This window comes from Geotalea sp. SG265, assembly GCF_022808985.1.
Taxonomy (GTDB): Bacteria; Desulfobacterota; Desulfuromonadia; order Geobacterales; family Geobacteraceae; genus Geotalea.
The window spans coordinates 1-26395 of the sequence record NZ_JAKZFT010000025.1 but is presented as its reverse complement, the minus strand read 5'-3'; the positions used below and the strand labels follow the sequence as shown (position 1 = coordinate 26395).

The following is a 26395-nucleotide window of genomic DNA, read 5'->3' as shown; positions in this document are numbered from 1 at the left end:
AAGAAGAACTGCATTTCATAGTTGAAAAGGTGAATCATCGACCCAGAAAATGCCTTAACTACCAGACACCACACGAAGTCTTCTTTCAAAATTCACGTGGTGCACTTGCAATTTGAATCCACCAAGCGATGGATATGGCTAAAGGAGATTTTAACGCCCCTTCCCACGAATATCGAAGGAGAACGTCTCAGTGTGCCCCTTGTCCGAAGGTTCATGGAAAGAGCGCTCACTGAAGACGATTTTGTTGTCGTAGCCAATGAGGATGACGGTGGATGACCTGGTGCCGTAGTCTGCGCCGGCAATGAAGAGGGAGGAGAGGAGGCGTTCCCGTGCCAAACCGATGCCGGTGTCAGGGAGAAGATGATCAGGAGCAGGTGTCCGATCGGACAGTATTGCGAAAAGCTCCTCCGGATCGATCGCCGCTCCTTCGGCAACGACAGATTCCAAAGCCTTTCGGCCACGAAGCACCTTCGGCCAGGGGGTATCGAGCAGATGGTTCGACAGACCGTGGATTCCCGGTGAAACCTCTCCGTTAAGAGCACCATCCCGGTTGGAAAAATAGCTGATCCCGCCCATATCGCCAAAGAGCACATTGACCCCCTTGAAGCGGGAACCCTTCCTCCGGAGAGAGTCCAGGTAATCACTCACTGTTGTCTCTGTGGAGAGAAAACCGGTGGGAATCAGGCCGCGGGAAAGAGCAGGGCCATGGTCGCGGGGTGGCTCGCGGTAGTTGCTGACAGCGGCAATCTTGCCCTCTTTCGTTATCCCGAGCCAAGTGCCGCCATGTTCAAGATCCCTTCCGGCCAGAAGTTCCGGTGCGTCGTGCCAGAAGGCTGCTGGCGCAGTTGGGCGATGGTAATACTCGTCACGATTGGCAGCGAGAATGAGACGATAGGCAGGATGTTGTTCGTATGCGAATAGAATGAGGCACATTGGTGCTTGATTCCCGAAAAAAAGAGGTCTCTGAGCGCCTCTCCTGGCGTCATCTATAGAAATAGCTTTTCTTCGCCCATCAATTCCTCATACCAGCGAGTTTTTAACGCACCGGTCAAGGAAGTTGTTGAACAGTATAGCAGAGGTGGCCCCCAAAAATCGAACAGTGCGTTAAGGTGGAGCCTGAACCTGACGAAGGAGGACCACCCATGAGTAGTTGCATTGCTTTTCGGTAAGCCTTTTCCCTGAGGACCCCATTGCTGTCCGCGAGACGGCGCCGCTAAATTAACAAGTAGCAGCGCTAAGGCAAAGAATATGTGGGAGGGTATAATGAAAGTTGGAATTATCCGTTGCCTGGGGGCTGAGACTAAAATAATAACTGGGCCCACTGAACCGGTACTTGTGAAACAGCGTCGTTCTGACGCAGTGGTAGGATTCTAGGAGGAATCAGTGCAAAATATGCAAGCAACCATGCAGACCCTGATCGATCTTTTCCAGACATTCTCCCAGCGGGGCGGAGATATAGCTTTCATCAACAGAACCGGAGTCCGGCGACTGGCATATTCGTACAATGACCTGCATCTTCTTTCCCGGAAAATGGCGCGCCTTTTGGCCGACCGTGGGGTGGCGCCCGGCGACCGGGTGCTCATCTGGGGACCCAATTCCCCCTGGTGGGGGGTGGCCTTCTGGGGTGCCATTGTCCGGGGAGCCGTGGCGGTCCCCGTGGATTTCATGTCCGAGCGGGAGCGTGCGGAAACCATTGCCGGCCTTACCGAATGCACGGTGGTGATTCAGAGCCGCTTCAAGATGGAGCGCCTTGACCACCCCGGATCGATCCTCCTGGAAGATCTGGAATATGAACTGGCCGATCTGGAGCCCGTGGCGGATATTGCCACTCCCGGGCCAGATGACGTTGCGGAGCTCATCTACACCTCCGGAACGACCGGTAATCCCAAGGGGGTCATCCTTACCCACGGCAACCTCATCGCAAACCTGCTCCAGGTCAACGAGCACATTCCTGTTGTCCGCCCCGAATACAACTTTCTCTCCCTTCTGCCCCTGTCCCACATGTTCGAGCAGATGGGGGGATTCTTTACCCCTCTCTATAAAGGCTCCACCATTGTTTATCTGCGGACCTTGAAGCCATCGGCCATCATGGAGGCTCTGGGGGAAGAGGACATCTATGCCATGATCGCCGTCCCTCGGCTGCTCCAGCTTTTGAAGAGCTCCATTGAGCGGGAATTGGATGAGAAAGGGCTTGGTAACGTCTTCAGATTCCTGATGAAGAAGGGGGAGACGCTCTCCCCGGGGGCACGGAAGCTGCTCTTTTTCCCCATCCAGCGCAAATTCGGCCGCCACTTCAGCCTCTTCGTCTCGGGAGGGGCACCCCTCTCCCTGGATGTCTTTCTATTTTGGCAGAAGCTGGGGTTCCGGGTGGTGGAAGGCTACGGCCTTACGGAATGCTCGCCGGTCCTGGCCGCCAATACCATGGACAAGCAGGTGGCGGGGGCGGTGGGGAAGTCCCTTCCCGGCATCGAGATCACCATCGAAGACAACGAGATCCTGGCCAGGGGGAAGAACATCACCCCCGGCTATTACCGCAACGAGGCGGCAACGCGGGAGGCATTCACCGCTGATGGGCGATTCCGCACTGGGGACATGGGGGAGGTCTCAGCAGACGGCTGGCTGACCATCAAGGGGCGGGCCAAGGAGCTCATCGTCACCGGCGCCGGGATCAATGTCTATCCCGACGAGATCGAGGACATCTTCAACCGGACCAAGGGTGTGCGCGAATCTTGCGTCATCGGCATGGACCGGGGAGGGGGGGAAGAGGTCCATGCCGTGCTGCTTTTGGATGGCAGCGGCAGGAAGCCGGAAGAAATAGTCGATGAAGTCAACAAGCGGCTCGATTCCCTGCATCAGGTCACCGGCTTCACGGTCTGGCCCGAGGCGGAGTTTCCCAAAACGACGACCCTGAAGATCAGGAAATTCCAGGTCAAAGAAAAGCTGCAAAAAGGAGAAAAGGGGACAGGCGCGGGTGCTGCTGGTGATCGGCTGGTAAATCTGATTGCTCGGGTGACGGGAGCCGGTGTTGGCGAGGTGAAGGAGGAATCGCGGCTGGTGGCCGATCTGGGGCTTAGCTCAATCGCGCGGCTGGAGCTGGTCAACTACCTGGAGCAGGAATTCCGTCTCGACCTGGAGGACTCCGTCATCGGCCCCGAGACCAGGGTGCAGGAGCTGCGCCGCATCATCGAGAAACGGGAGAAGATCGCGGGGAAGAACCATTTCCGCTTCTGGACCAACTCGAACCTGGTCAGGGCACTGCGCATGGTCTGGGATGCGGCATTCACCTATCCCCTTTTCCGCAGTATGGCCACCATTGAGGCGCGGGGCCGGGAAAAGCTGGCAGAGATAGAGGGGCCGGTGTTCTTCGTCTCCAACCACCTGAGCTATATCGACCAGCCGGCGGTCATGTTCGCCCTGCCGCGGGAAATCCGCTACAACACCGCAACCGCCGCATGGGAGGAGTTCTTCTTCCAGAATTATCGCAACGCCCTGCAGTGGCTCTGGAAACGGCTCACCTACGAGTATGCGACCTTCTTCCACAATGTCTTTCCCTTGCCCCAGAGCAGCGGTTTCCGAAAGTCATTCCGCTTCATGGGCAAATTGGTGGACTCCGGCCACAACATTCTCATCTTCCCCGAAGGGGAACGCTCCATTGATGGCAGGCTGCTGCCGTTCCAGCGGGGGCTGGGGATCATGGTCAAGGAACTGGACATACCGGTGGTGCCGGTGAAGATCGAGGGGATAGAGAAGGTCCTGCCTCGGGGAGCTAACTGGCCAAAACGCGGCAGGGTGACGGTAACCTTCGGCAGCCCTTTGTACCTGAGCCGGGAGGAACCGGATACGATTGTGGAAATGGCGCGGGGGGCGGTGGAGAGGCTGTGATGTGTGGTGATAGCTTCTAGGCTTGGTCCTCGTTTGTTAATTGATAGTGAAATAGCTAATTAGCAGAAACATCCCTCTTTGCCCCTCTAGTAAATATGCCAAGTAAATCTTACGATCTGGTAACCCTCAGTCTCAGATATTAAAATTATTGACAACATTAGAATTATACGTTAGTGATTTAACATATTATATTTAGAATCAAATTTTATTAATTTATTTGCTTTGGGAAGTTGGCGAGATCTCTCTGTGAAGTCTACTTTCGGCGTTCGAAAAGGACATATCTCTAGGGCTGAGGAGGGCTAAATAATGGAAAGCGGATGCAAAAAATTAATGGATTGGCAAATGGCAGGGACTGCAGGAGTTACAATGTGCGGTTTTTACCGCATAATACCATTAGAGGAGGAAGTATGAAAGGACTTGGGGGAAAAGTTTTACTGTTGTGTTTGGTCGCGGCAATGCTATCACTGCCGGCACAGGGCTTTAGTCTTACGATCAACACAAATGATATTGCGGATGGAGCTGTTACAACATCCAAAATTGCTGACGGTTCGGTAACCAACTCAAACATTGCTGATGGTGCCATTACCGATTCGAAAATATCAGGGCCGATTTCAGCTTCCAAAATTGAGAACGGCGTCTTCCAAAAGAAACTTGCAAATGTAATAGTTGTAGCAAAAAGTGGAGGAGATTTTTCAACGATACAAGGGGCACTTAATTCTGTTAATCCTACTCTCGCAGATCCGTACCTTATTAGAGTTATGCCTGGTACCTATGTTGAGAATATCAATCTAAAGAGCAATGTCGCTCTAAAAGGGGCAGGCAAAGAATATGCAGTTATTAATCCTGCTAATTCTGCCGAACCAACAATTATTGCCGACAACGTTACGAATTCATCGATTTCAGGATTCACAATATCTAGCGGAAGCGAAGGAGCAAGGATACTTAATAACTCCTCAATAACCGTAATTGATAATAAATTTAGTAATAATATTAGTGGCCTGCAAGGTGCGGGATATTCTACTGTCGAAGTATACCAAAACCTTTTTGAAGGAAATACACAAACCGGTTTGGCTGTATCTAGTGGAAAGCAAATTATCATCAATAATACTTTTAAGAATAATGGGCAAATAGGAATTACGTTGAACGCTGGGAACGGTGCAGCTGTAACTGAAATTAAGAATAATATAATCAGTTCTAATGGTTGGCAGGGAATTACTGTTGACTCAGCAGCCGTTATTAACAATAACACAATTACAGGTAATACATTTCATGGTATTGATATTTATGTTCCTTGTACTGACACTGTGGTTGTTTCAGGTAACACCATCATGAGTAATGGCTTTGGAGTTACTTCTTATAGCCCATCTTGCCCAAAAATAATTAATAACGTTATCACATCCAATCAGACGAATGACATATATACTGCTTATGCTTTTGGCGCTGCGGTACAAGGAAAAGCTGTTATCAGCTTCAATGTTTTGGATTCTCTTCGAAACGAGACAGGGGTTGCTTCATTCAATGTAAAATCTGATGGTACTGTAATACCTTAAGATTAGGAACACCTTGGACTATTGAAAAGGCGGCCAATTGGGCCGCCTTTCTTTTTTTATAGGCTCACACGAGACGCATACGCCTAATTACCAGATACTTTGTTTTTTCAATGCAAGAGAATTCATTATAAAAACTGCAGGGCCTGGATTATGGGAGGATGGCTGGCGGGTAGGAAGCTTAGTCTTAAAACTTTACAATTAAAAGCTCCGTGATACCTTTATTAAATATCTCACATAAAGGTGGAGCGCCATGCAAAAGAACCGTCAGAAAATCGTCGTCATGGGACTTGGTTACATCGGCTTGCCGACCGCTTCCATGCTTGCCACCAAGGGGCATGAGGTGGTGGGGGTGGACATAAACGAGGAGGCGGTCAATATCATCAACTCGGGGAGGATTCACATCGTCGAGCCCGATCTGGACATCCTGGTCCGCTCTGCCGTCAACAGCGGCAATCTCAAGGCATCGACGACACCCGAGGAGGCAGATACCTTCATTATCGCCGTGCCCACTCCGTTCAAGAACGGCGAGCAGGCCCATTTGAAGATTCCCGATGTGAGCTACGTGGATGCCGCTACGCGGGCCATTGCGCCTTTTCTTCGGGAAGGGAATCTCATAATTCTGGAATCCACTTCACCGGTGGGGACCACGGAAGCAATCGGCGAGATCATCAATCAGCTGCGTCCAGACCTGGCCCAGCATCCCGGTACCAACAACTATTCCCCTCAAGTATTCATCGCCCATTGCCCGGAGAGGGTGCTGCCGGGGTACATCATCCGCGAACTGGTGGATAATGACCGGATCATCGGCGGCATCAATCGGGCTTCAGCGGAGAAGGCCCGGGACCTGTACAATACCTTCTGCAACGGGACGATTTTCCTCACCGACAGCAAGACGGCGGAGATGTCCAAGCTGGTGGAGAATTCTTTCCGTGATGTGAACATAGCCTTTGCCAATGAGCTTTCCCTGATCAGCGACCGGGTGGGGGTAAATGTCTGGGACGTGATTGAACTGGCGAACCGGCACCCGCGGGTGAATATCCTCAACCCAGGCCCGGGGGTCGGAGGGCACTGCATTGCCGTCGATCCCTGGTTCGTGGTTTCGGCGGCGCCGGAAGAGGCCCGGTTGATCCGCACCGCCAGGGAGGTCAACGATCACAAGCCCCATTGGGTGCTGAACAAGGTCAAGGCAAAGGCGGCACGCTTCAAGGAGCCGGTCATCGGCTGTCTGGGGCTTTCCTTCAAGGCAAATATCGATGATTTGCGCGAATCTCCGGCGATGGAGATTACCAAAGGGCTTGTTTCCAGCGGGGTAGGGAGGGTGATGGTTTGTGAGCCCAACGTCTGTAACGGATCGGCTGGCATGGAGCTGCACGAGCTCTCCCAGGTGCTGCGTGAGGCGGATATCCTGGTGGTCCTCGTGGACCATGACGAATTCAAGGGGATCGACCGGGAACTGCTTAAGGAGAAGGTGGTGATAGATACGCGGGGAGTTTGGCGCTAGAGTTTCCTTGCTTCGTTCAGTGCCCCGTCGTAAGCACGTGATCGAGCACGTTGATGAAGTCTGCGGCGCGGTAGGGCTTGACTATCGCGCCGCGGAAGCCGAACCGGGCATATTCGGCCATGATCGGATCTTCGGAATAGCCGCTTGAGGCGATGATCCGGGCGTCGGGATATGCCTGCAGAATGATGGCGGCTGCCTCTTTGCCCCCCATACCCGTAGGAACTGTCAGGTCCATGATGACAGCGGCAAAGGGTGTTCCCGATTGGTGTGCCTCCCGGTACAAGGTAATGGCCTCTTTGCCGTCTGCCGCCGTTTTCACCCGGTATCCCAGTGCCCCAAGCAACTCTGAGGCCATGTTTCTGATCATATCTTCATCATCCATGACCAGCAGCGATTTATTGGCCGTTTCTGTTGCTGCGGTCAAATTCTTTTTCTCCTCTTCATGGGCAGGCGACTGTTTTTTGCTTGCCGGCAGTAACACCTCGAAAACGGTGCCCTTGCCAACAACGGAGCTGACTGCCATGGATCCGCCGTGCTTGGCGATGATGGAATGTGCCGCAGCCAGCCCCAGTCCGCTCCCCCCTGTCCTGGTTGTGAAATAGGGATCGAAAATTTTCCCCAGATCCCCTTCCGGAATGCCGCACCCGGTATCGGCAAAGGTGAATCTGACGTAATCCCCCGCTGCCACCGACATGCCGTTGGTCTTGCCCAGGGTAACGTTTTCAGCCCTGACCGTGAAAGTCCCACCGTCCGGCATTGCCTGTGCGGCATTTATGGCGATATTGCTGAAGGCCTGTCCTACCTGTGCTTCATCCAGATCGACGGAATACAGATTGTCGGGGATTTCGAAGGCACAGGACACGCTGAAGCCGTCGGATATCCGCGCAGCAGATGCTTTGGCGATGGGGCCGGCTGATACTGTTTTCTTTACCGGCCGGCTCCCCTTGGAGAAGGTCAGGAGCTGGTTTGCCAGTTCCCCTGCCTTTTGACATGCCTTTTCCGCAGCCTGCAGTGTCGTTGTCGCCCGGTGGTTTTCATCCAGAAACATCCGCGACAGCGAAATATTGCCCATGATGCCCGTAAGGACATTATTGAAATCGTGGGCAATTCCCCCTGCCAATATCCCCAGCGACTCCAGTTTCTGCATTTTGAGCAGTTCGTCCCGGCATTTTTCCCGTTCCGTAATATCCGTATAGATGATGAGGATACGATCCTGAATCAATTGCGTGTTGGCGATATTGTGGCTGACGGTGCCGTCCTTGCAGGTGATCAATGCATCGAAGGGGGGGATCGCAATATGGTTGCTCCGGGCCTTAGTCACATCAGCCCTCCAGGTGTCAACGATCTTGTCCCGGTAGGCTCTGTCCGGATAGGCGACGGCATACCAGGCTTCCTTGGTGGGAATTTCAACGAGGGTATAGCCGAAGCGTTCGATGAAGCATTTATTGATGTAAATATTGTTGCCCTGGTTGTCGCTGAGAGCCAATCCCACCGGCATGGCGTTCATGAGTGAGCGGAGGCTCTCTTCGCTGTGCTGCAGCATGTGCTCTTGGCCGATGTTGGTCTCCATTTCCTTCTTTTGGACATCGGTCCGCTGCCTTGCCCTGCACCTCAGCACTCGCAGCCGCAGAAGAAGTGCCAGCACAATCGCGATTGCCGCAATGATTATTTCTGCCCGGATTCCCGTTTTCATCTCCACAGGTCCCACTGATCGATCACTAAAGACTCCGGTTATAACAGATGAAACAATATCCGCTTGATATTGCGTGAGTTTATCAAGCTTCAATGGCAATTCAAGTCATTGATTGTGAATCTGAAGATCGACTTACTGTATTTAGTTAAATAAATATAATTTATCCCGAAACCAATTGCCATTGCATTGGAAAAACAAAAACATAAAATATAACCAAAAATTTCGGGGCACAGCCAGATATAACGTCTCTTCAGCAGGCTGTATCATATCATATCCATACATTCTTTTATTTCTGCAACAAATAGAAGCGACAGGGAGTCAGGGCCATGTGGAGATTTGCCATCGTTTCAATCATATCTTTACTGTCATGCTCATTCCCTGCTTTTGCCCAGGTTCAATGTATCGATGCCGATGGTGAAGCGGCCGTTGTCAATGGTGATGTCCCTTCAGCCAGGGCAGAAGCTGTTTCACGGGCAAAACTGGCTGCCATCGAACAGACCGTCGGCGTAGGGGTGAACGCCCAGACCGTGGTCCAAAACCTGGTCCTTGTAGATGAAGCGGTGAGCCGGCACCTTTACGGCGGTGTCACGACCTTCAAGATGCTCAGCCAGAAATCCGAGGGGGACTTGGTTTCAGTAACAATACATGCCTGCGTGGAACCGGCAAAGGCCAGGGATGCGGTTTCGGATCTGGCACTGAACAATGCGGTGGCTGTTTTTGTTCCTGTCCGAAAAATATCAGCCTCGGGAGCAGTGCAGGGGTACCATGAATCGAGCGGTTTTTCGGAGGAGATGATCGGTGATCTCACCGACCGTGGGTACACTGTGGTCGATGTGGCTCCAACCGGCGATGTCGATGCGACAAGCATCGACGCAGCCATTAAAAGCGGCAACCTGCGCAGCCTGAGCAGCATGATGTGCAAATTTCTCACCAACGTTGTTCTTGTGGGAACAATCGAAATTGCCGTTTCCACCAGAAAAGGTGGGAACATCGGATTCGGCCTCAACACCCCCTTCCACAACGTCACCGCCAGGCTGAACTATCGGCTGGTAACCAGGGACCCTTCGGGCAGGATCGTTATCCTTGCCGCCGGCAGCGAGCAAGGGAAGGGGCTTGCCGGAACCATGGAGGATGCCACGGCCAAAGGACTGCGCAATCTTGCCGCCAAACTGAAACCGGTCATTGCCGACCGGGTGGCCAGGCACGTGAAGGCTTCGGCGAAAATGGTGCAGGTCAAGGTTGACGGCATAAGGGAGCTGGGGGAGAACTTTGCCGTGAAAGAGGTGCTGCAGAACATCGCCTGGGTAACGAAGGTCGAGGAAAAGGAACTGGGCAGGTTCGCTGTCGGTTACCCTGAAAACACCATCTATCTGGCCAACAGCATCGCCCAGAAAAGCATCTTCAGAATCATCGATTTTTCTGCCAATACCATCACTGTGCAGTATACGAAATGAGATGTGGATGAGGGTTTTTCCTGCCGGAACATTGCGTACGACAGTTCTTGTTGCCGTCTTGGCTTTCGCCTCCGGTTGCGCTTCGACAACGATCTTCACCCCCTACACGGCCAGGATGAATCCACTCATCGAGCAGCTGAAATCCGGCAGGCAGGTCAATCTCTCCCGGTGCCTGGCCTCCGGAAGGCAGAGCACCGATTCCGCTCTCTACAGTTTAGAGCTGGGGCGCATCGCCCAGATTCAGGGGGACGTGGATCTCAGCATCAGGAGCTATGCGGACGCTGCGGAAGCCATAAGAATCGCCGACGACAAGGCGAAAATCACTGCTTCCGGTGCCCTTACCCAGGCGGGCGCAATCCTTACCAATGATAATGCTCTTCCCTACCGGGTGGACGGGTATGAGCGGATACTCCTCCATAGTTTCCAGGCCATGAACTACCTGGTCAAAAAAAATCTGGAGGGCGCCGGCGTCGAGATCCGCCGTGCCAACGGAGAGCAGGCGGAGGCGCTCAAACGCCATGAAGAGGAACTGGAGGATGCCAGAGCCGAAGCCGGGCAGAACAAGCTCAGTCCCGCCGAGGGTACCGGCCGTGTCTATGCGCACTTTGCCGTCCTGGACCGGATCATCGGCACCGTCAAGAACTCCTTTCAGAACGCCTACTCCTTCTATGTATCCGGCATGGTGTACGAACTCCTGAACCAGCCCAACGACGCGTACATCGACTACAAGAAGGCGCTGGAGATCCGGCCGGACAGCATTTATGTGCAAAGGGATGTGACGCGCCTGGCCCGGCAGTTGGGCATGGAGGAGGGCCCGAATCGGTCGGGTACCGGACTGAAGCAGGATAAGGCCGGTGGTGATGTGTCGGCTCTCCCGGATGCGGAAACGGGGGAACTGCTCCTTTTCGTCGAAGAGGATCTCGTGCCGCAAAAGGAGGAGGTGAAGATCCCCATTCCGGTCCCGGGGACCGGCCTTATCTCCATTGCTTTTCCAGTCTATGGGCACCAGTGGTCGGAGGATTCGCCGATCAGGGTCATGGATGGAGAAAATTCGGTCGGTCCTCTGGAAACCCTCTGCGATACAAGGGCATTGGCGGTCAAGGCGTTGAAGGAAAAGGTGCCGGTCATGGTGACGCGGCAGATGATCAGGGGGATAGCCAAAGGGATCGCTGCCCGGAAGTCCAGGGAAAAATTCGGTTCCCTGGGGGAATTGAGCGCCTTTCTCTACAACTATCTCAGCGAAAATGCCGATTTGAGAAGCTGGAACACCCTGCCGGCACGGGTGCAGGTGCTGCGCGCCATGCTTCCGGCTGGAAAGCATGAGCTTTTTCTTGAACAGGAGGGTGACGCTGTTGCCTGTCTGCCGGAAGTAGGCATAGACAGCGGTGCCAGAACGATTGTCCGTGTAATTCGGGCGGGCAGCACCGTGAAATTATCGCAGATGACATTTTGAACCGAATCCAGGCAAGGAAGGAGTAACCACATGTATCAGAAGTGCAAAACAGCCGGAATCATCCCATTATTGGCGGCACTTTCCCTTTTGTCCGGGTGTGCCACACCGACCGTGCAATACGGCGATCCCTTGTCGCAGCAGGCCCTGTCCACCGATTTCGGCTCTGCGGACCTTCAGCAGATTGCCGCAACCATGGTGGATTCGCTGCTTGCCTTTCCGCCGGTGGCGGAGATCACCGCAACCCGCCGCCCGGTCATTTCGGTGGACCGGATAAAAAACAAGTCCATGCAGCATATCGACATGGAGGCGGTGACCGATTCCATCCGGGCCAAGCTCATCAAGTCGGGCAAATTCACCTTTGTCGACCGATCCACCGAGGCGGCGGTCCTGGAAGAGTTGAAATACCAGCAGAACAGCGGCATGGTCGATCCGGAAAAGGCCGTGGAAATGGGTAAACAGCACGGGGCCGAGTATATCCTGTCGGGAAACTTCGCCGAAATCGAACAGCGGGGGGATGACGTCAGGGACGTATACTACAAGTTCACCCTGAACCTGAAGAATCTTCGTACCGGGCTTTTGGAATGGTCCGACGAGAAAGAGATCAGAAAGGTCTGGAAACGGTCCACTTTCGGCATGTAGCACCGGGCCGGAATGAAACAAGGTTCGTGCACCCTCTGCACGACTTCCATAAAGGAGGAGGACAATGAGAAACCTGTTTCAGTTCATGCTTTCGGCGGTGGTTGCCGCAGGCATCCTCTCGGCCTGTTCCGGGCCGCAGGTCCGCTGCACCACGGCGGAAGACAATCCCCAGCACCACTATCTGCGCGGAATGGAGGCCCTGGAACGGAAGGATCTTGCGACTGCCCGGGAGAAGTTCGACCGCGCCCTGTATTGCAATGAAAAATACTCTCCTGCCTACGGCGGCAATTCCATAGTGGCTGCCGAGAAGGCCGGAGCCCAGGCCGATCCCGGTTTCCAGGTGGTGGAGGCAGGCCGCTCCCGGGAATTGCTGAAAAAAGCCGATAACTATGCGGAGGGCAAGGAAGAACAGTTCGACTATTACCTGGCGGTGATGCGCGACCATACCATCCTCAGAGGGGAAGGGTGGCTAAAGGAAACGGAAGGGGCCTTCAGGGATGCGGCAGATCTGCAGGTGAACGAGCAGAACCTGGTCTATTACCGGGGGAGGGAAGCGGCCGACTATTTCATGGGCATTGCCTACCTGCAGGCGCAGGAGTATCAGAAGGCCCGGGACCAATTTGCCCATGTGCTCAACGCCAAGCATGACGGGAAATGGCACGTACCGGCCGACAGGGGATGGAAAAAGACCGACAGGATCGTCCGCGCCCTGGCAGGAATTACCGTGGGAGATGTGGGCAAAAGGATTGCCGTTAAGGATTCCATTAGCCGCGGCGACCTGGCGGCGCTACTTGTAGACGAGATGCAGCTGGACCGGCTCATGGCCGGGCGCATCTCATCATCGTCCTCCTCTCCAGAAAATCCCAAGGCGGAATTCATCCCGGCAGATGTCCTCGCTCACCCCTTCAAGGATGAGATTCTTGCTCTCGTGAAATGGAAAGTGCGGGGCCTGGAGCCTAAATACGACGAAACGAGCCGTGCCTACCTTTTCAAACCGGCCGATGCGGTCACCAGGGGAGAGATGGCGCTGATTCTCGAAGATGTGCTCATCAAGCTGACCGGGGACGGGAAGCTGGCCACTGCCTATCTGGGTCAGGAAAAATCTCCCTTTCCCGATGTGCGCAGCACGTCGCCGTTTTTCAACGCCGTCATGAACATGACCACCCGCGCGATCATGGAGGGTGAGCTTTCGGGGGCGTTTCGCATAAATGATCCCGTGGACGGCGCCGAGGCATTGTTGGCCGTTAGGGTCCTGAAACAGAAAATGACCATTCACTGACAGGGAGGGAGAAATGAAAAGGCTGCTTTTGCTGATCATAATGCTGGCGGGGGTCGTCCAGCCTGTATTTGCCGAGGACGAAAACCCGGTGCAGGTGGATGACACCTTTGCAAAAACCAAAGCCTGGCTCAGCGGGCGCAACCTGACGTTGACCGGCGGCACGTCCGGGACCAGGGATGACACTGCCGCCTTCAGCCAGGAGGCGATCCTCTTTTACGGCGAGGCAATCGGCAACCCAAACCATAAAAGCCCCGCCCAGCGCGAACTGATGGCAAAGCGGGCGGCGGTGGTTACGGCCCAACGGGCCCTGGCTGAATATCTGCAGGGCTTTGCCATCGTCGGCGATACCCTGGTCAAGGACGGCATGGCCGAATACGATGTGATCCGGTCGGCGGTTGCCTCATTCGTCAAGGGGAGCCAGGTGGTGTTCCAGGAGTACAGCCCGGAGAAAGACGCGGCCATAGCCATCATCAAGATCGGCATGCACGGGGCAAAGGGCTTTGCCAGCTCCTTTTATGAAAAGCTGAGCAAGGATCCCAAGCTGAAAAAGGAATTCGGCACCGATAAACCGGCCTTCAAGGCCGATACGGTCAGACTTGATGAGGTCTACGACGGGCTGATCGTCGATGCCACAGAGCAGGATTTCCGTCCTGCCCTCATCAACCGCATCTTCGCCGCCAACGGTGAGGTCCTCTACGACCCGGCCAAGGTTAGCCAGAAGGTCCTGGTGGACCAGGGATGCGGCGAATATACCAACAGCATGGAAAAGGCCAGGGCCGCCCTGGCTGCGCGTAACGTGAAGAACCCGCTGGTGGTCAAAGCCTCCGGTGCTGCCGGCAGCACCGATCTGCAACTGGCCGACGAGGATGCGGTAACGGTCTACTCGGCCAATCGCAAGGGGAATTTCCTTGCCGGTGCCAAGGTTGCCTTTGTCCTGAAATAATCAACGCCGGAACCGGGACAGGAGTATCTTGGATGCTCCTGCCCCGGCTCTGTAAAGCACGGCCTGCCCCGACAGCCACGCCTGGTTGACGGCACTGACCATTGCCGTCTGCAGTCAATCTCCAGTCAAGGTTTCCGTGTCTCCTGTGCCGGTCTTCGGGGTCAATCCAGAACCGTCTTTTCGAATTCGAGGCCGATGCCGTATTCCGTCGATCTGACCACCTTTGCCTGCAGATCGCAAAGGAGGTTAGGGGTGGAAGAGGTATAGATAGTCACTTCCACCATCCTGTCGATCGGGACACTTGCGTTAGTCATGACGAATGCCCCTTTCATGCTCAAGTCGCGGACGGTACCGCTGTATATGACATTATTGAGTTTGATGTTGGTATCCGCGTGCATCGCCAGCCGGGCGAATTTTCTCTTTTCCATCTGGCAACTCTCCATCGCTGCGCAATTGGGCTCAGCCGGGCCGGTTCAATGGTTGTTAATGGCTGTATTCTCAGCGGCCTAGGGTGATCATGATGTGATTCATCACGGCAGGCTAACTCGGCTGATCGGAATGCATTCCAGATGTGAATTCCATTACCTTTTCGACCCGGATGATCAGTCGGTATTGTACCTGGGGGATGGCAGAATCTTCCTCTTCTCCTGTGAAGCCGTCCATTATGGCGGTATCGGCAGCCGATTCCACCACTCCCCCGAATTGATAGCCACGGTCCGCAGCAGGCGCTGTAACTGCCACTGCCACTTTCGGATTTGCCGTGACATTTTCCATGGTGGTATGACAGAACCATGCTTCAAAGATCAGGTGCGAGTCATCCCTGACGTGCAGGTCCCGACCGGCAGCCAGATGGGGATACCCCGTTGCATCGGACGAGGCGACGAATGCATGTCCGGTCGCCTCAATGAAGCGTTGCATTTCATCGGTGAGTATGCCCATGGTGCTCCTGTCCGTGGCAATGCACGGGTAAGCTGCATATCTATTGGTAATCGTTAAAAGTATAGCAATAATGAATAATGGTGCAAGGTGCTATTTGCTTGATGGAGCCGGCGAAAAGCAAGGGCTGACGGCGGGAAAGTAGGGATCTGTGGCATATTATGTGCTATAAAGGTGGCAATAAAATTACCTCGAAAAGGTGAGCGGGCTCATGAGCAACAACGTTGTCAACCCAACGGTTCTTATTGTCGATGACGATACCGATATTCTGGATGAATTACGGCTTATGCTTTTATCCAACGGCATCAAGGGGATCGAGACCATTGCCGACAGCAGAAAAGTGTTGTCCCGGTTGGAGCAGAACAGCTATTCCGTTGTGCTGATGGATTGGATAATGCCGGGGCTCACGGGCGCGGAACTCCTGCCGTTACTTGCACGCCGGTTTCCCCATATTCCAGTGATCGTCATAACGGCGGTCAACGACCTGCAAACCGTGGTCAGGTGTATCAAACAGGGTGCATTCGACTACATTACCAAGCCGGTCGACGCCGATCGCCTGTTGCTGACCGTGGAGAAGGCGTTTCACATCAGCGAGCTGGCAAACCAGAACAAGGTACTGCGCGGCTACCTCCTGGGGGAGCCGCTGGCCCATCCGGAGCATTTCAGCGACCTGATCAGCAGAAGCGACAAAATGCAGGCGCTCTTCAAGCTGATTGAGACCGTTGCCAGCTCCTCACATCCGATTCTTGTTCAGGGTGAGACCGGTGTCGGCAAGGAGCTGATTGCCAGGGCGGTTCACAGGTCCAGCGGGTTGACCGGGCCTTTTGTTCCGCTGAATGTTGCCGGATTGGACGACTTCATGTTCAGCGATACCCTTTTCGGCCACAAAAAGGGGGCCTTTACCGGCGCGAGCGAGCCACGTGAAGGTCTCATAGCCAAGGCGCAGGGGGGGACTCTCTTCCTTGACGAGATAGGCGACATGACCATGGATTCCCAGGTCAAGCTGCTGCGGCTTTTGCAGGAGCGCGAATACTACCGGCTCGGTTCCGATGTCCTCATCAAGTCCGACGCGCGCATCATCGCCGCATCAAACCAGGACTTTCCGGCTCTGATTGCCCAGGGAAAATTCAGGCACGACCTCTACCAGCGTCTTTGCTTCCATGAGCTGCGTATTCCGCCGCTCCGTGACAGGAGCCAGGACATCATCCCCCTGGTGGAGCATTATGTGGCCAAGGCTGCAGCATCTTACGGAAAGCCTGTTCCTGAGCTTTCCCGGGAGCTCCTGGTCGCCTTGCAGGAATACCATTATCCCGGCAATGTACGTGAGCTTATCAGCAAGATTGACCGGGGCGTTGCCCAGAGCCATCGGGCGGTTCTAACCCTGGAGGATTTCCCCGAGCTGAAGCCGAAAGGCACCGGTAAACCGACGGTCAAACTGGCCTACGACGGCTTCTTTTGTCTGCAGGCCACCTTCGAGCAATTTCCCAATTTCACAGATGTGGAGCGCCTGCTTTCGGATGAGGCATTGCGGGTAACCAACGGTAACAAGAGTGCCGCTGCCGAGCTGCTGGGCATTTCCCGCCCGACCCTGCAGAAGAAGCTTGCCGCATTCGGCATGGCGCTTTCACACGAGCCGGACCTCACGCTGCCTGCGGAGGCACAGGAAGCCTGATGGTAAAGGTGCTTCCTGCTCCAGGAGAGGAAGATACCTCCAGCCTGCCCTGATGTTCGGTGATGATAAAGTTGGAGATATAGAGGCCGAGCCCGCTCCCGCCGTTATCGATCCTGGTGGAGAAGAAGGGCTCATAAATTCTTTCCCGATGTTCCGGCAGAATGCCGACCCCCTCATCTTTCACGGAAATAAGAACTTCGCCAGCGGCGCGATCCATGGCCGTCAGCAGATTGATGGTGCCGCTCTCGTCAGGCGTTGCCTGAATGGCGTTCAGCAGCAGGTTGATGACCACTTGTTCCATCTGGTGCCGGTTGCCGTTCACCAGGGGCAGGTCCGGAGCCAGTTCCGCGGCGATTTCCAGATTGCCGTGGCGGCCATGGGCGCGGATGACCGCCAGGGCGTCGTTTATGACCCCATTGATATCCATGTCCGGTCGCAGCTCATTTCGTTCACCCAGGCTGTAGGACCTGAGATTTCTGATTACCGCCTCGATTCTTTCCGTATTGCGGATGATGCTCTCACCGCTTCTTACCACTTCCTCGGCAGCCACGCTCAGGGGAATCCCCCCGATGCTGAAATCCCCTTCCTCCCTGGCCACCCCTTCCAGGACCGGAGCCGTATCCTTCCATGCCCTGTTCAGGTACTGGGCGGCAAGTCTTATGGCTCCATTGGGGTTGTTGATCTCATGGGCCATGCTGGAAACCAGCAGGCCGAGGGAGGTCATTCTGTTGGTCTGGATCAGTTTGGCCATGAGCAGCCTCTTCTCTTCCCTGACTTCCATCTTCATGGCATTGAACAATTCGGCCTGAAGCTTGGCGTTTTCCAGCTCGCGATTCTGCAGGGTAGCTGCCAGATCGTTTATGGCCATGGCTGCCTGTTCCGGCTCGTCATTGGAGTGGGTGGCGATCCTGGCCGAATAGTCACCATGCCTGATTCGCTCGACTCCCTGCATCAGGGCATTGAAGGAACGGGTGACCTGCTTCAGGGCGATAAAGCCCAGGCCCAGGACCGATAGCCAGAAGATCAAGGCCAATGCCGAAGTAAAGATAATCGTCTCGCGGATCTTCTCCGGCAGGTTCTCCGAATTCAGATGCAGGCGTACCGAACCGATGGAATTGGATTCTTCAGCACCATCCCCGGTCAGCGCCGATTTGGCGGAGGTGGCCATACTGGCTGAACTTACACCTACTGAAACCTTGGTAATAGTCCCGTTATTGGGAGATTTCTGTTTCGTCAGCTCGACAAGTACCTTTCCGTCCTGATTGGTTATGATGACGCTGAGGACCTCTGGTTTCCGGGCGGTTTCCCGGGCGAGCTGTTCCAGGGTTTGCCTGTCTTCCGCGTAGAGCGGCAGACGTATGGTGTTGGCAAGAAGGGAGGCGAGGAGGTGGGCTTTTTCCGTGACCTGGAGTCGGTAGGTGGCAATTTCGTGCTTCACCAGAAGCACCGTGAATAAGGCGGTAATAAGGGCGGTTGTGACGGTAAAAACGGCGAACAGCCTGAAGCGAAAGCTTCTTTTAAGTTTCTGGAGGTTCATGGCTGCCCTGTTGCTTAAAGATTTGGACCACTGTTGCGCTGGTGATTTTGGGCGGGATACTGCAGATCCTGGCGGATGATCCTTTCCAGCGTTGCATCGTAAAACCCCTTACGGCATTCGGGTCGATCCATGGTTCTGTTGTTTAACAAGGAAAGGAACCGGCAGCCGCCGAAGCAGATGGGCAGATAACTGCAATTGAGGCATTCTTCATTTTTCCACAGGTCCAGGTTATGGGAGACGGAATAATCGCGGATCCCACCGGCAAGCGTCCCCACGGATAACTGAGGCCAGCCCATGAAAGCGGGGCATTTGAACAGGGTGCCGTCGTAATTTATGGCAAAATAATTGGCGAATTCAACCATGCACCCACCCATGGTCGGTTTATGCACCGCGAAGCCACGCTTCAATGTTTCTTCCCGAAGGAACGGGGCAGCTTCCGCAAGCCACGCCTCGGCGGAAGAGGTGCAGCCTGCGGCGATGCTTATTTTGGAGGGGTTGCCTGCTTTGGGTATGATGGGTGAAAACTGGACCATGCCAAGCTTGTCCGGCGTCAGCCCTTCCTGTAGCAGGTGGTCCAGCAGGCGTGGGTACTCGCGGTAATTCTCTGCGGAAAAATTGCCTCCTATCTGCAGCTCTATAAGATCCCACACATTTTGCAGGTTACGGATGATGCTGTTGAAACTTCCTTTGCCTGATATGAAGGGGCGCTGCCGGTCATGGATTTCCTTCGGCCCGTCCAGGGTCACCCTTGCACTGGTAAAGCCGAAGGGGAGCAATTCTTCAACCACTCCCCTGGTGAGAAGGGTGCCGTTGGTAACCATGCCGAAGGAGAACTCCCTCCCATGGGTTTTAGCGGCCGTTGACAGGGAAGCGGCTATGCCCGCCACGAGAGATTTGGAGAGCAGCGCCTCTCCACCATAGAAATCGAGTTGGACATCCCTTCCGCGGCTGAACTGATCCCTGACCAGCATGTCAATCAACTGGCCGGCCGTTGCTGCAGACATGTATTGCCTGCCGCGAAAGGGGGCTTCGTAACAATAGGGGCATGCCAGGTTGCAGTCAAGATTGACAACGACGACGGCTTTGAAACTGCTGCTGCGTCCGCAGGCTCTGGTAACCGCCGAAATCATCTTCTCCCTCTCGGCTGATTGATCTTCCGTGATGATTGCCAGGCGGCTCAGGGTACGTCTGTCGGATTCGTCAAGGCGATCTTCGCGGGCTGCAGCGAGCAGGGCCGACGAAATCCTTATCAGGGAGCCCTTCTTCGTCGAATAGACGATGAACGAATCGACTTTGTCCGTGCAGGGATAAATTTTCAGGTATCGTGAAAGGGGCATTTGTTGCCTCAAAAAGAGGGGGAGCTAAGGCTCCCCCGGAAGGTGGATGCAGGTCACCAAATGCTTGTCAGACCCACAAAACAGCAGGTATTTGCCTCCTCTTCCTCGTTGTTCCGCCCCTCGTCCAGAACTTCCAATTCCACCGTTTCATGCTCCATTTTCCCACCTCCACGGCAGCGTACTCCATCCCGAAGGATGTCCTGCAGATGGTTATAGACTCACGGCCGACAATTTGCTATTAAAAAGGCATTTGTTTTGTTCGATAAAGAAAGTGCAGTTTTCGTTCCCAATCCGTATGCTCTAGAATCAGGAATATATTTGAAGCTGAGTCATCTTGAACTTCCATTTCTTTTGCTGGCCTTACTCCTTCTGACTGGTATTCCTGCCTGGGGAGGGCAGGCCGAAGACGAGCTTTCCGACCTCGGTTTTTTAACCATGGGGGAAGCTGAGACACCCGCACGTTCACCACGTCCTGCCTCGCGCATAGCTGAAAATGTCACGGTAATCACCGCCGATCAGATCGAAGCTCTCAATGCCCATACCTTGGCAGAAGTGCTGAATACCGTCCCGGGAATTCAGTTTGAGCAGGTGCGTACCCCCGGCAGTTGGTCCTTTTTTAATATCCAGGGGGCGGTCAGCAGGCATATCCAGGTCCTCATCGACGGCGTGCCGCAGAATGACCTGGTGGAAAATGCGCCGGACCTGGGGCTGATTTCGGTGCAGCATATCGAGCGGATCGAGATCATCAAGGGAGCGGCATCGGCCGCCTGGGGACAGGCCCTGGGTGGTGTGGTCAATATCGTCACTAAATCACCCGAAGCGGACAAGCCTTTTGCCGGTGCAGTCTTTTCATCCTATGGCGAGCAGGCCACATCCGATCTGCGCGGGGAGTTGAGCGGCACTGTTAACCGTTTCGGTTATTATCTGAGCGGAGGCAATCTCCATTCCGATGGACTCCTCCCCGACAACAGCATCAACCGCAACAACGCCTATGGCAAAATAACCTACGATCTCCCCTCCCGGGGCTACATTATCGCCGGATTCGACTATCGCGGGGCAGCGAGGGGGATTTTCTCTGCTCCCAACTCTGATGATCTGCCTTTCGGGGCCAGAGAGACTGACTCCTCCAACTACGGTTATTCATTCCTTAATTTCGTCTATCCATTCCAAAACCGGCTGAAACTGGATTTGTTGATCCGAGAGTCCCGGAAAATCCACGAATATTTTGACAATTATTACGACGGCGAACCGAAGTTTTCCTATACGGGCAGGGAGCGGACCACAGGGGGCAGTGCCAAGCTGATCTGGGGAGATACCTGGCGCAACGTAGTTGTGGGGGCCGACTACGAGCATGCCAACGTCAGCCAGGCTGTGAGTGTTCTACAGTCGGATTTGGACGAGCGGGTAATCGACCGTTGGGGCATATACTCCAATGGAGCTGTTACCGTCGGCGACTTAACCATTCTGCCGGGTATCCGCTTTGACAACACGGGGATCCGGAGCAACCTTGTCAGTTATACCCTGGGGGCCACCTACCAGTTGACCGACAAGACCGTTCTCCGTTGTTACGGTGCCAAGGGTTACAGTCTGCCTAGTGCTTTGCGCACCAAACTGCCCGAACGGGTCTGGACGGCACAGGTAGGGGCGGAATCATCCGAGGTCCCATACCTATGGCTTAAGGGAACTTTCTTTTACAATAGGCTTTGGGATATAGACGATCCTTCCACTGGCTTGAAGAAGGCGGAAAAGCAAGGGGTGGAGATAGAGGTGCGAACGGTACCGGTATACGACCTTTCCTTAATCGCCGGCTACACCTTTACTGATGCACGCAACACGGAAACCGATGAGCGGATAAACAATGTACCGGCGCACTCGGCCAAGCTTGCCCTGCAGTACGCCGACGATTTCATTGGACTGCATGGTACTTTGACCGGAAACTACGTCCGCTGGAATGAACCTGATAGATATAAAGCAAAAGATGGCTCCTTCCTCTGGGATCTGAGCCTGACCAAGCGGATTGCGATGAAGGAATATGCACCCGAAATCTTTTTTACGGTGCACAATGTTTTCAACAATGCCCAGTATCAGTTGTATCTTCTCAGGAACACCGGCAGATGGTTGGAAGGTGGAGTGAGGTTCAGGTTTTGAAAACGCTCCTTCTCCTCATGCTGGCAAGTTGGCTTATACCGGTGCAGGTATTGGCTGCGGATGTATTGATCGTTCAAAGCTCGCGTCTTTCCGGTTACCGCGAGGCCCTCAAGGGATTCAGAAACACCTGTACCGCCAGTAGCCACAGCATCGTTCTTGAGGACTATTCAGAGACCGATATTTCCAGGATCGTCAGGGAAGAGCAACCGGCGGTGATATTGGCCATAGGGGATTCGGCCCTGATGACCCTGAAAAAAATCCGCCGCGTTCCAATTGTCTCGGTGATGGCCCTCAATCTCGCCTCAGGCAACAGCACTCCTGCCAATATCACCGGCGTACGGATGACCGTCTCGCCGGAACGCTACATGAACCTCTTTAAAGCATTCCAGGTGAGAAAGGTGGGGATTGTCTTCAGTCAGGGCCGCAGCGGTGCCTATATCAAGCGTGCACGCCAGACCGCAGAACGTGCGGGCATCAATCTCGTATTGCGCGAGGTCCACAATCCGCGTCAGACACCGTCGCAGCTATCCACTTTCAGGGGGAATGTGGATTCGCTCTGGCTTCTGCCCGATGCAACGGCCATGACGAGAGAAACAGTCGATGCCTTCTTCCTCTTTGCCATGGAGCAGTCCAAGCCCATATTTGCCTTCTCCGACGTTTATCTTGCCTATGGTGCAGCTGCAGCCCTTGAGGCAGACCGTTTTACCATGGGTAAACAGGCCGGGGATATGGTCAACCGGCTCCTGGGGGGTGCATCCACTGCCGATCTCCCCGTTGAAGACCCCCGCTCGGCTTCTTTAAAGATAAACCAGAGTGTCATCCGCAAGTTGGGCATTGCCTATTCCTCCGACTGAATCTGTGAGTAATTCTCCCTGCCGACCCCCAGTGTAAAAAAATTTTACACACACCTTTCCTCCCATTCCTTAAGGCTTTACGGGAAACTGTAAAAAAACTTTACAATCATCAATATTGAGTGATTCCGAAAGGTTATGGTTTGGCTGTAAAAAAAATTTACACTGTCTCATTCCCTCCCTTTTATCCGGCTGCACTTTTTCCCATACCACATTCTTTAATAACTGTTTCTCATCTTGCGATTCCCGTATATCCGCAGCCTTAGGTGTTTTGACCCCTGATGCTCCCCGATTGGCACATTCTGTGATTAATAACGGGCACAGAAAGGGCCACAGCCCCTATTTCACGCTGTTTTAGCTCTGGTATTTCTCTGGAAGGAGTCGATGGATGGCACAGATTGAAAAGTCGCACCTGACGGCTCGAATGCTTGAAGCCGCAAAGGGTGTTCTCGGTAATGTCAAGCCGGAATCCCTGCAGTTTGCGGAGGCCCGGATGGCAAAAATGGCGGAGGCCATCTTAACCATTGCAGCCCAGGACAAACATGATGAGGTTCTGATCGGTGATGCCCATCTTTACTTTAATTTGCAAAAGAATGTTGCTCGTTGCTCCCTGTACGGTTTGAAGGATGTGGGTGTGCTTGCCGCCGATGCGGCAATCGATGCTGCCCTTGAGGCAATCAGTGAGGAGGTAAACCGGCTGTTGTGTTTTGATTTGCTTTAGGCTGTCAGTGCCGAATTGGTACCGTTGCGGAAGCAGTTATAAGGTAGACTCTTCAGGACGAATCTGCTATTTAAAAATATCCGCAACGTGTTATCCAGAGGAAATCAAGGCCAGAGCAATGATCAAGACAAGTGAAACAGGGGTATCACCTGAAACACCCATAGCGCTGATGATGGTCGGGGGAGGGATACGCTTCCCGGTTTTTATCGGCGCATTGAAAGCTATAGAGGAAAAGGGGCTGCGCCTTTCGAAAATCATAGGTTCTTCCACCGGCAGCATTATCGGCGCTCTGTATGCCGCCGGTCATACGCCGGAACAGCTGCTTCGCCTCGCCCTCGAAACCGATACCCGCCGTTTCAAGGATTTCAGCATCAGAAGTATGATCAGCAACTTCGGTCTGTGCAGCGGCAATCAGCTTGAACGCTGGGTTGACGACCGGGTAGGGCGGAAGACCTTCGGGGAAGAGCTGCGCTATCCGCTGCATATCATTGCCACCGATATGCTGAGCTATCAGCCGGTCGTCTTTTCCGCCGAGAAGTACGCAAGCATCAAAATCGCCTCGGCTGCTACGGCGTCTACTGTCGTACCATGGGTGTTCGGCTACAGGAGGCTTTCGGCAAACGGCAAAAAATACGCACTGGTGGACGGCTCACTCATGTCGGGGGTGGTCGAGCGGGGATTGAACCGCAACGGCAAAACGCTGATTCTGAAGGTCGTCTCAAAACGAACGTTGAACCATCCCCATCATGACAAGGTGAGGCTGCGGGACTACTTCCTGGAGATGCTCACTTTCGGCATGCATACCCAGGAAAAGGAATTCATGAAGGGGGGCAAGTGGAAGGATACCATCCTCCTCTATTGTGCCAACATTGAACCGGCCAAATTCGCCCTTACTCAGCACGAGATCAATTTTCTGTACAGCCAGGGATATGAGCAGACCATGACATACCTGCAGTACAAGTGGGGGATATGACCAGGCCTTAGGAGAGCATCTTTGTGTCTGCCCCTGTAACTACCGGAGGCGCACAGAATGTCCCACCAGAGAATCATGAGCAGCACTGAGATCGGAGCGGCAATCAGACGACGCAGACAGGAACTCGCCCTGTCCCAGGAAGACCTTGCCGCCAGACTCGATGTGTCCTACCAGCAGATCCAACGCTACGAAAGCGGCAAGAACAGGCTCAACGTGGAAAACATCCAGGTTATTGCCAGTGCCCTTTCCGTCCCCGTCAATTATTTCTTCCATACCAAGCACGGCGACAACAGGCCCCACGTGGAAAGCCAGCCGAACCCCAAAGAACAGGAGCTGCTGGTTCAGTTCAGGAAGATCCAGGATGATCATCTGAAAGAGCTGGTGGTGAACTTGTCACGCCTGGCGGCGAAAGAAGGAGAGGACGCATGACATGTAATCAAGTTGAAATTATTTTGAATTAATTTAACCTCGCCGAGTTTTGCAAGATTCATTTTCCGATTTTTACAAACCCTTCTCTATCAACACTTCTCCCATTCTTACCATATCCTTTTAAATTCCTATAGTTACCGCTGCACGTATTGCGTGTGTTGCTCATGCGCGATGCACGTCTGGCGTTGTAGAAAATCGAGATAGCTTTGTTATTGTGGGGGAAAAAGAGGTATGAACAAGCCACTTCAAATCGTAACGCTCTGATCCAGCGGGCGATGATGGCGTTAAATACATCATCTTCTGCATTGCAAAAATTATATTGCGGATGAAAGGGGGTGAAAAGATCAGTAGACCCAACAAAGTAGCTTCTGAGAAAAGATCGTGCACAAAATCATTCAAAGGAGAGTATGCCATGGGATTTACTGTAATTACGTATGAAGAAGCTAGGGAGAAAATGCAGCCAGGTGATGTTATTGCTTTTTCTGGCAAAGGCAATGTATCCGAGGTAATCAAGCTGTTTACTAAGTCTGAGGTTTCCCATGTCGGTGTTGTTTACAAGACCAAGCAGATAAACGATTCTGATCCAAACAGGTACATTAACACACTAATGGAGTCTACCTCCTTGGAGGGATTTTCTGGGGTAATCATGACACGATTGAGTGATCGAATCAGAGACTATGACGGTAATCTCTGGTGGCTGCCTTTATCACAGGTATCAAGAAGCAATTTGAATGTTACAAAATTTTTTGATTTTTTGGTGAAGCAGGAGGGAAAAGCATACGACACCAAGCAAGCGATAAAATCAGCTCTAGACGCCCTTGATAATACACCATTTCTTAGAGGTACGACCTACAACAAGGAAGATTTCAGCAAATTCTTTTGTTCAGAACTTGTGGCAGCCGCCCTCGAAGAAGCAGGTGTAATAAACAATGTAAATGCTTCGGAAGTGACTCCTATAGATCTATGCAACTTTAATATCTATGACACAACCTACTATCAACTCAAAGGTGCTGATACTCTTATCAAGGGTTTCAATTGTGTGAAACCTGATGGTTGGGGGTGTTGAAATTGTGACAACTGGTAGAAAGAGCAAAGCGTAAAGGCTAAAGGCAATGGACAATATCCCTCCTGTCTTTTGTTGATGTGGATTTGTGCCTTGATTGGAGTTTGCCATCGTGAAATGTGTGAGCTAATCCAAGACAAAGAAGAACTGCCTGCTTCGGTTCACAGAAAAAAACTGGGGGTATTATGGCCGGCACGGAAGAGACAAGGTGGATTCAAATTGCAAGTGCACCACGTGAATTTTGAAAGAAGACTTCGTGTGGTGTCTGGTAGTTAAGGCATTTTCTGGGTCGATGATTCACCTTTTCAACTATGAAATGCAGTTCTTCTTCAGT

The 26395-nt window shown here is 53.4% G+C and carries 22 protein-coding genes; 15 read left to right on the top strand and 7 right to left on the bottom strand.

The features are described from left to right. Nucleotides 1-150: 150 nt before the first annotated feature. Nucleotides 151-933 carry an NRDE family protein gene (locus ML541_RS18285; RefSeq protein ID WP_243375325.1) on the bottom strand — a complete coding sequence of 261 codons (783 nt, stop codon included), beginning with the start codon at nt 931-933 and terminating at the stop codon, nt 151-153. A 459-nt stretch (nt 934-1392) separates the two neighbouring features. On the opposite strand from ML541_RS18285, the gene ML541_RS18280 reads away from it, so the two are divergent. The 3 genes from ML541_RS18280 to wecC all read left to right on the top strand — a co-directional run bounded on the left by ML541_RS18280 (nt 1393) and on the right by wecC (nt 6933). Next, entirely contained in the window at nt 1393-3882 is a 2490-nt protein-coding gene (locus ML541_RS18280) for an AMP-binding protein (RefSeq protein WP_243375328.1), read from the top strand. Nucleotides 3883-4289: 407 nt separating this feature from the next. Continuing rightward, nucleotides 4290-5432, top strand: a complete 1143-nt coding sequence (locus ML541_RS18275) for a right-handed parallel beta-helix repeat-containing protein (RefSeq protein ID WP_243375322.1) — start codon at nt 4290-4292, stop codon at nt 5430-5432. Between the two features lie 250 nt (nt 5433-5682). Beyond that, a complete protein-coding gene (gene wecC, locus ML541_RS18270; RefSeq protein WP_243375321.1) occupies nt 5683-6933 on the top strand; it encodes a UDP-N-acetyl-D-mannosamine dehydrogenase in 1251 nt (416 codons plus the stop codon). A gap of 16 nt (nt 6934-6949) precedes the next feature. Here the strand turns inward: wecC and ML541_RS18265 are convergent, their stop codons facing one another. Further along, nucleotides 6950-8626 carry an ATP-binding protein gene (locus tag ML541_RS18265; RefSeq protein WP_243375319.1) on the bottom strand — a complete coding sequence of 559 codons (1677 nt, stop codon included), beginning with the start codon at nt 8624-8626 and terminating at the stop codon, nt 6950-6952. A 326-nt stretch (nt 8627-8952) separates the two neighbouring features. On the opposite strand from ML541_RS18265, the gene ML541_RS18260 reads away from it, so the two are divergent. The 5 genes from ML541_RS18260 (at nt 8953) to ML541_RS18240 (ending at nt 14394) form a co-directional block, all read left to right on the top strand. Next, nucleotides 8953-10080 (top strand): hypothetical protein, encoded by a 1128-nt coding sequence (locus tag ML541_RS18260; RefSeq protein WP_243375317.1) that lies wholly within the window; start codon nt 8953-8955, stop codon nt 10078-10080. 7 nt (nt 10081-10087) lie between these two features. Beyond that, complete coding sequence (locus tag ML541_RS18255; RefSeq protein WP_243375314.1) at nt 10088-11533, top strand: hypothetical protein; 1446 nt, start codon at nt 10088-10090, stop codon at nt 11531-11533. 30 nt (nt 11534-11563) lie between these two features. Next, complete coding sequence (gene lpoB / locus ML541_RS18250) at nt 11564-12172, top strand: penicillin-binding protein activator LpoB (RefSeq protein ID WP_243375312.1); 609 nt, start codon at nt 11564-11566, stop codon at nt 12170-12172. A gap of 64 nt (nt 12173-12236) precedes the next feature. Next, nucleotides 12237-13451 carry an S-layer homology domain-containing protein gene (locus ML541_RS18245; RefSeq protein WP_243375310.1) on the top strand — a complete coding sequence of 405 codons (1215 nt, stop codon included), beginning with the start codon at nt 12237-12239 and terminating at the stop codon, nt 13449-13451. A gap of 13 nt (nt 13452-13464) precedes the next feature. Then, complete coding sequence (locus ML541_RS18240; RefSeq protein WP_243375308.1) at nt 13465-14394, top strand: hypothetical protein; 930 nt, start codon at nt 13465-13467, stop codon at nt 14392-14394. A gap of 161 nt (nt 14395-14555) precedes the next feature. On the opposite strand, the gene ML541_RS18235 is transcribed toward ML541_RS18240, so the two are convergent. Further along, the gene (locus ML541_RS18235; protein WP_243375305.1) at nt 14556-14822 is read right to left on the bottom strand and encodes a PilZ domain-containing protein; all 267 of its coding nucleotides are present in this window, start codon (nt 14820-14822) and stop codon (nt 14556-14558) included. A gap of 112 nt (nt 14823-14934) precedes the next feature. Continuing rightward, the gene (locus ML541_RS18230; protein ID WP_243375302.1) at nt 14935-15333 is read right to left on the bottom strand and encodes a pyridoxamine 5'-phosphate oxidase family protein; all 399 of its coding nucleotides are present in this window, start codon (nt 15331-15333) and stop codon (nt 14935-14937) included. Nucleotides 15334-15541: 208 nt separating this feature from the next. On the opposite strand from ML541_RS18230, the gene ML541_RS18225 reads away from it, so the two are divergent. Continuing rightward, on the top strand, nt 15542-17002 hold the full coding sequence (locus ML541_RS18225; RefSeq protein WP_243375299.1) for a sigma-54 dependent transcriptional regulator: 1461 nt from the start codon (nt 15542-15544) through the stop codon (nt 17000-17002). Here ML541_RS18225 and ML541_RS18220 read toward each other — a convergent pair. From ML541_RS18220 to gptA, 3 genes are read right to left on the bottom strand one after another with little or no spacing between them, the layout of a single operon-like run. Continuing rightward, nucleotides 16971-18539: a HAMP domain-containing sensor histidine kinase gene (locus ML541_RS18220; protein ID WP_243375297.1), complete on the bottom strand. Its 1569-nt coding sequence runs from the start codon at nt 18537-18539 to the stop codon at nt 16971-16973. The two genes, ML541_RS18225 and ML541_RS18220, sit on opposite strands and share 32 nt — an antisense overlap. A gap of 14 nt (nt 18540-18553) precedes the next feature. Beyond that, a complete protein-coding gene (gene gptM, locus ML541_RS18215) occupies nt 18554-19876 on the bottom strand; it encodes a geopeptide radical SAM maturase (RefSeq protein ID WP_243375295.1) in 1323 nt (440 codons plus the stop codon). 53 nt (nt 19877-19929) lie between these two features. Next, nucleotides 19930-20034, bottom strand: a complete 105-nt coding sequence (gptA, locus tag ML541_RS18210) for a geopeptide (protein ID WP_243375292.1) — start codon at nt 20032-20034, stop codon at nt 19930-19932. A gap of 160 nt (nt 20035-20194) precedes the next feature. Here gptA and ML541_RS18205 point away from each other — a divergent pair, with 160 nt between their 5' ends. From ML541_RS18205 to ML541_RS18180, 6 genes are all read left to right on the top strand, one after another. Continuing rightward, nucleotides 20195-22024: a TonB-dependent receptor plug domain-containing protein gene (locus ML541_RS18205; protein WP_243375289.1), complete on the top strand. Its 1830-nt coding sequence runs from the start codon at nt 20195-20197 to the stop codon at nt 22022-22024. Then, nucleotides 22021-22878, top strand: a complete 858-nt coding sequence (locus tag ML541_RS18200) for an ABC transporter substrate binding protein (RefSeq protein ID WP_243375286.1) — start codon at nt 22021-22023, stop codon at nt 22876-22878. Before ML541_RS18205 ends, ML541_RS18200 begins: the two co-directional genes overlap by 4 nt. Nucleotides 22879-23263: 385 nt before the next feature. Continuing rightward, entirely contained in the window at nt 23264-23596 is a 333-nt protein-coding gene (locus tag ML541_RS18195) for a hypothetical protein (RefSeq protein ID WP_243375283.1), read from the top strand. 118 nt (nt 23597-23714) lie between these two features. Further along, the gene (locus ML541_RS18190) at nt 23715-24569 is read left to right on the top strand and encodes a patatin-like phospholipase family protein (protein ID WP_243375281.1); all 855 of its coding nucleotides are present in this window, start codon (nt 23715-23717) and stop codon (nt 24567-24569) included. Between the two features lie 57 nt (nt 24570-24626). Then, nucleotides 24627-24998 (top strand): helix-turn-helix transcriptional regulator, encoded by a 372-nt coding sequence (locus ML541_RS18185; RefSeq protein WP_243375279.1) that lies wholly within the window; start codon nt 24627-24629, stop codon nt 24996-24998. 412 nt (nt 24999-25410) lie between these two features. Beyond that, a complete protein-coding gene (locus ML541_RS18180; RefSeq protein ID WP_243375276.1) occupies nt 25411-26064 on the top strand; it encodes a hypothetical protein in 654 nt (217 codons plus the stop codon). The last annotated feature ends 331 nt before the right edge of the window (nt 26065-26395 follow it).

Bases quoted from the DNA above. Each gene is read 5' to 3' on its own strand.
- ML541_RS18190 (WP_243375281.1), top strand. From the start codon at position 23,715: ATGATCAAGACAAGTGAAACAGGGGTATCACCTGAAACACCCATAGCG.
- ML541_RS18280 (WP_243375328.1), top strand. From the start codon at position 1,393: ATGCAAGCAACCATGCAGACCCTGATCGATCTTTTCCAGACATTCTCC.
- ML541_RS18230 (WP_243375302.1), bottom strand. From the start codon at position 15,333: ATGGGCATACTCACCGATGAAATGCAACGCTTCATTGAGGCGACCGGA.
- gptM (WP_243375295.1), bottom strand. From the start codon at position 19,876: ATGCCCCTTTCACGATACCTGAAAATTTATCCCTGCACGGACAAAGTC.
- ML541_RS18255 (WP_243375314.1), top strand. From the start codon at position 10,088: ATGAGGGTTTTTCCTGCCGGAACATTGCGTACGACAGTTCTTGTTGCC.
- ML541_RS18185 (WP_243375279.1), top strand. From the start codon at position 24,627: ATGTCCCACCAGAGAATCATGAGCAGCACTGAGATCGGAGCGGCAATC.
- gptA (WP_243375292.1), bottom strand. From the start codon at position 20,034: ATGGAGCATGAAACGGTGGAATTGGAAGTTCTGGACGAGGGGCGGAAC.
- ML541_RS18285 (WP_243375325.1), bottom strand. From the start codon at position 933: ATGTGCCTCATTCTATTCGCATACGAACAACATCCTGCCTATCGTCTC.
- ML541_RS18195 (WP_243375283.1), top strand. From the start codon at position 23,264: ATGGCACAGATTGAAAAGTCGCACCTGACGGCTCGAATGCTTGAAGCC.
- ML541_RS18235 (WP_243375305.1), bottom strand. From the start codon at position 14,822: ATGGAAAAGAGAAAATTCGCCCGGCTGGCGATGCACGCGGATACCAAC.
- ML541_RS18260 (WP_243375317.1), top strand. From the start codon at position 8,953: ATGTGGAGATTTGCCATCGTTTCAATCATATCTTTACTGTCATGCTCA.
- wecC (WP_243375321.1), top strand. From the start codon at position 5,683: ATGCAAAAGAACCGTCAGAAAATCGTCGTCATGGGACTTGGTTACATC.
- ML541_RS18225 (WP_243375299.1), top strand. From the start codon at position 15,542: ATGAGCAACAACGTTGTCAACCCAACGGTTCTTATTGTCGATGACGAT.
- ML541_RS18275 (WP_243375322.1), top strand. From the start codon at position 4,290: ATGAAAGGACTTGGGGGAAAAGTTTTACTGTTGTGTTTGGTCGCGGCA.
- ML541_RS18180 (WP_243375276.1), top strand. From the start codon at position 25,411: ATGGGATTTACTGTAATTACGTATGAAGAAGCTAGGGAGAAAATGCAG.
- ML541_RS18265 (WP_243375319.1), bottom strand. From the start codon at position 8,626: ATGAAAACGGGAATCCGGGCAGAAATAATCATTGCGGCAATCGCGATT.
- ML541_RS18245 (WP_243375310.1), top strand. From the start codon at position 12,237: ATGAGAAACCTGTTTCAGTTCATGCTTTCGGCGGTGGTTGCCGCAGGC.
- lpoB (WP_243375312.1), top strand. From the start codon at position 11,564: ATGTATCAGAAGTGCAAAACAGCCGGAATCATCCCATTATTGGCGGCA.
- ML541_RS18240 (WP_243375308.1), top strand. From the start codon at position 13,465: ATGAAAAGGCTGCTTTTGCTGATCATAATGCTGGCGGGGGTCGTCCAG.
- ML541_RS18220 (WP_243375297.1), bottom strand. From the start codon at position 18,539: ATGAACCTCCAGAAACTTAAAAGAAGCTTTCGCTTCAGGCTGTTCGCC.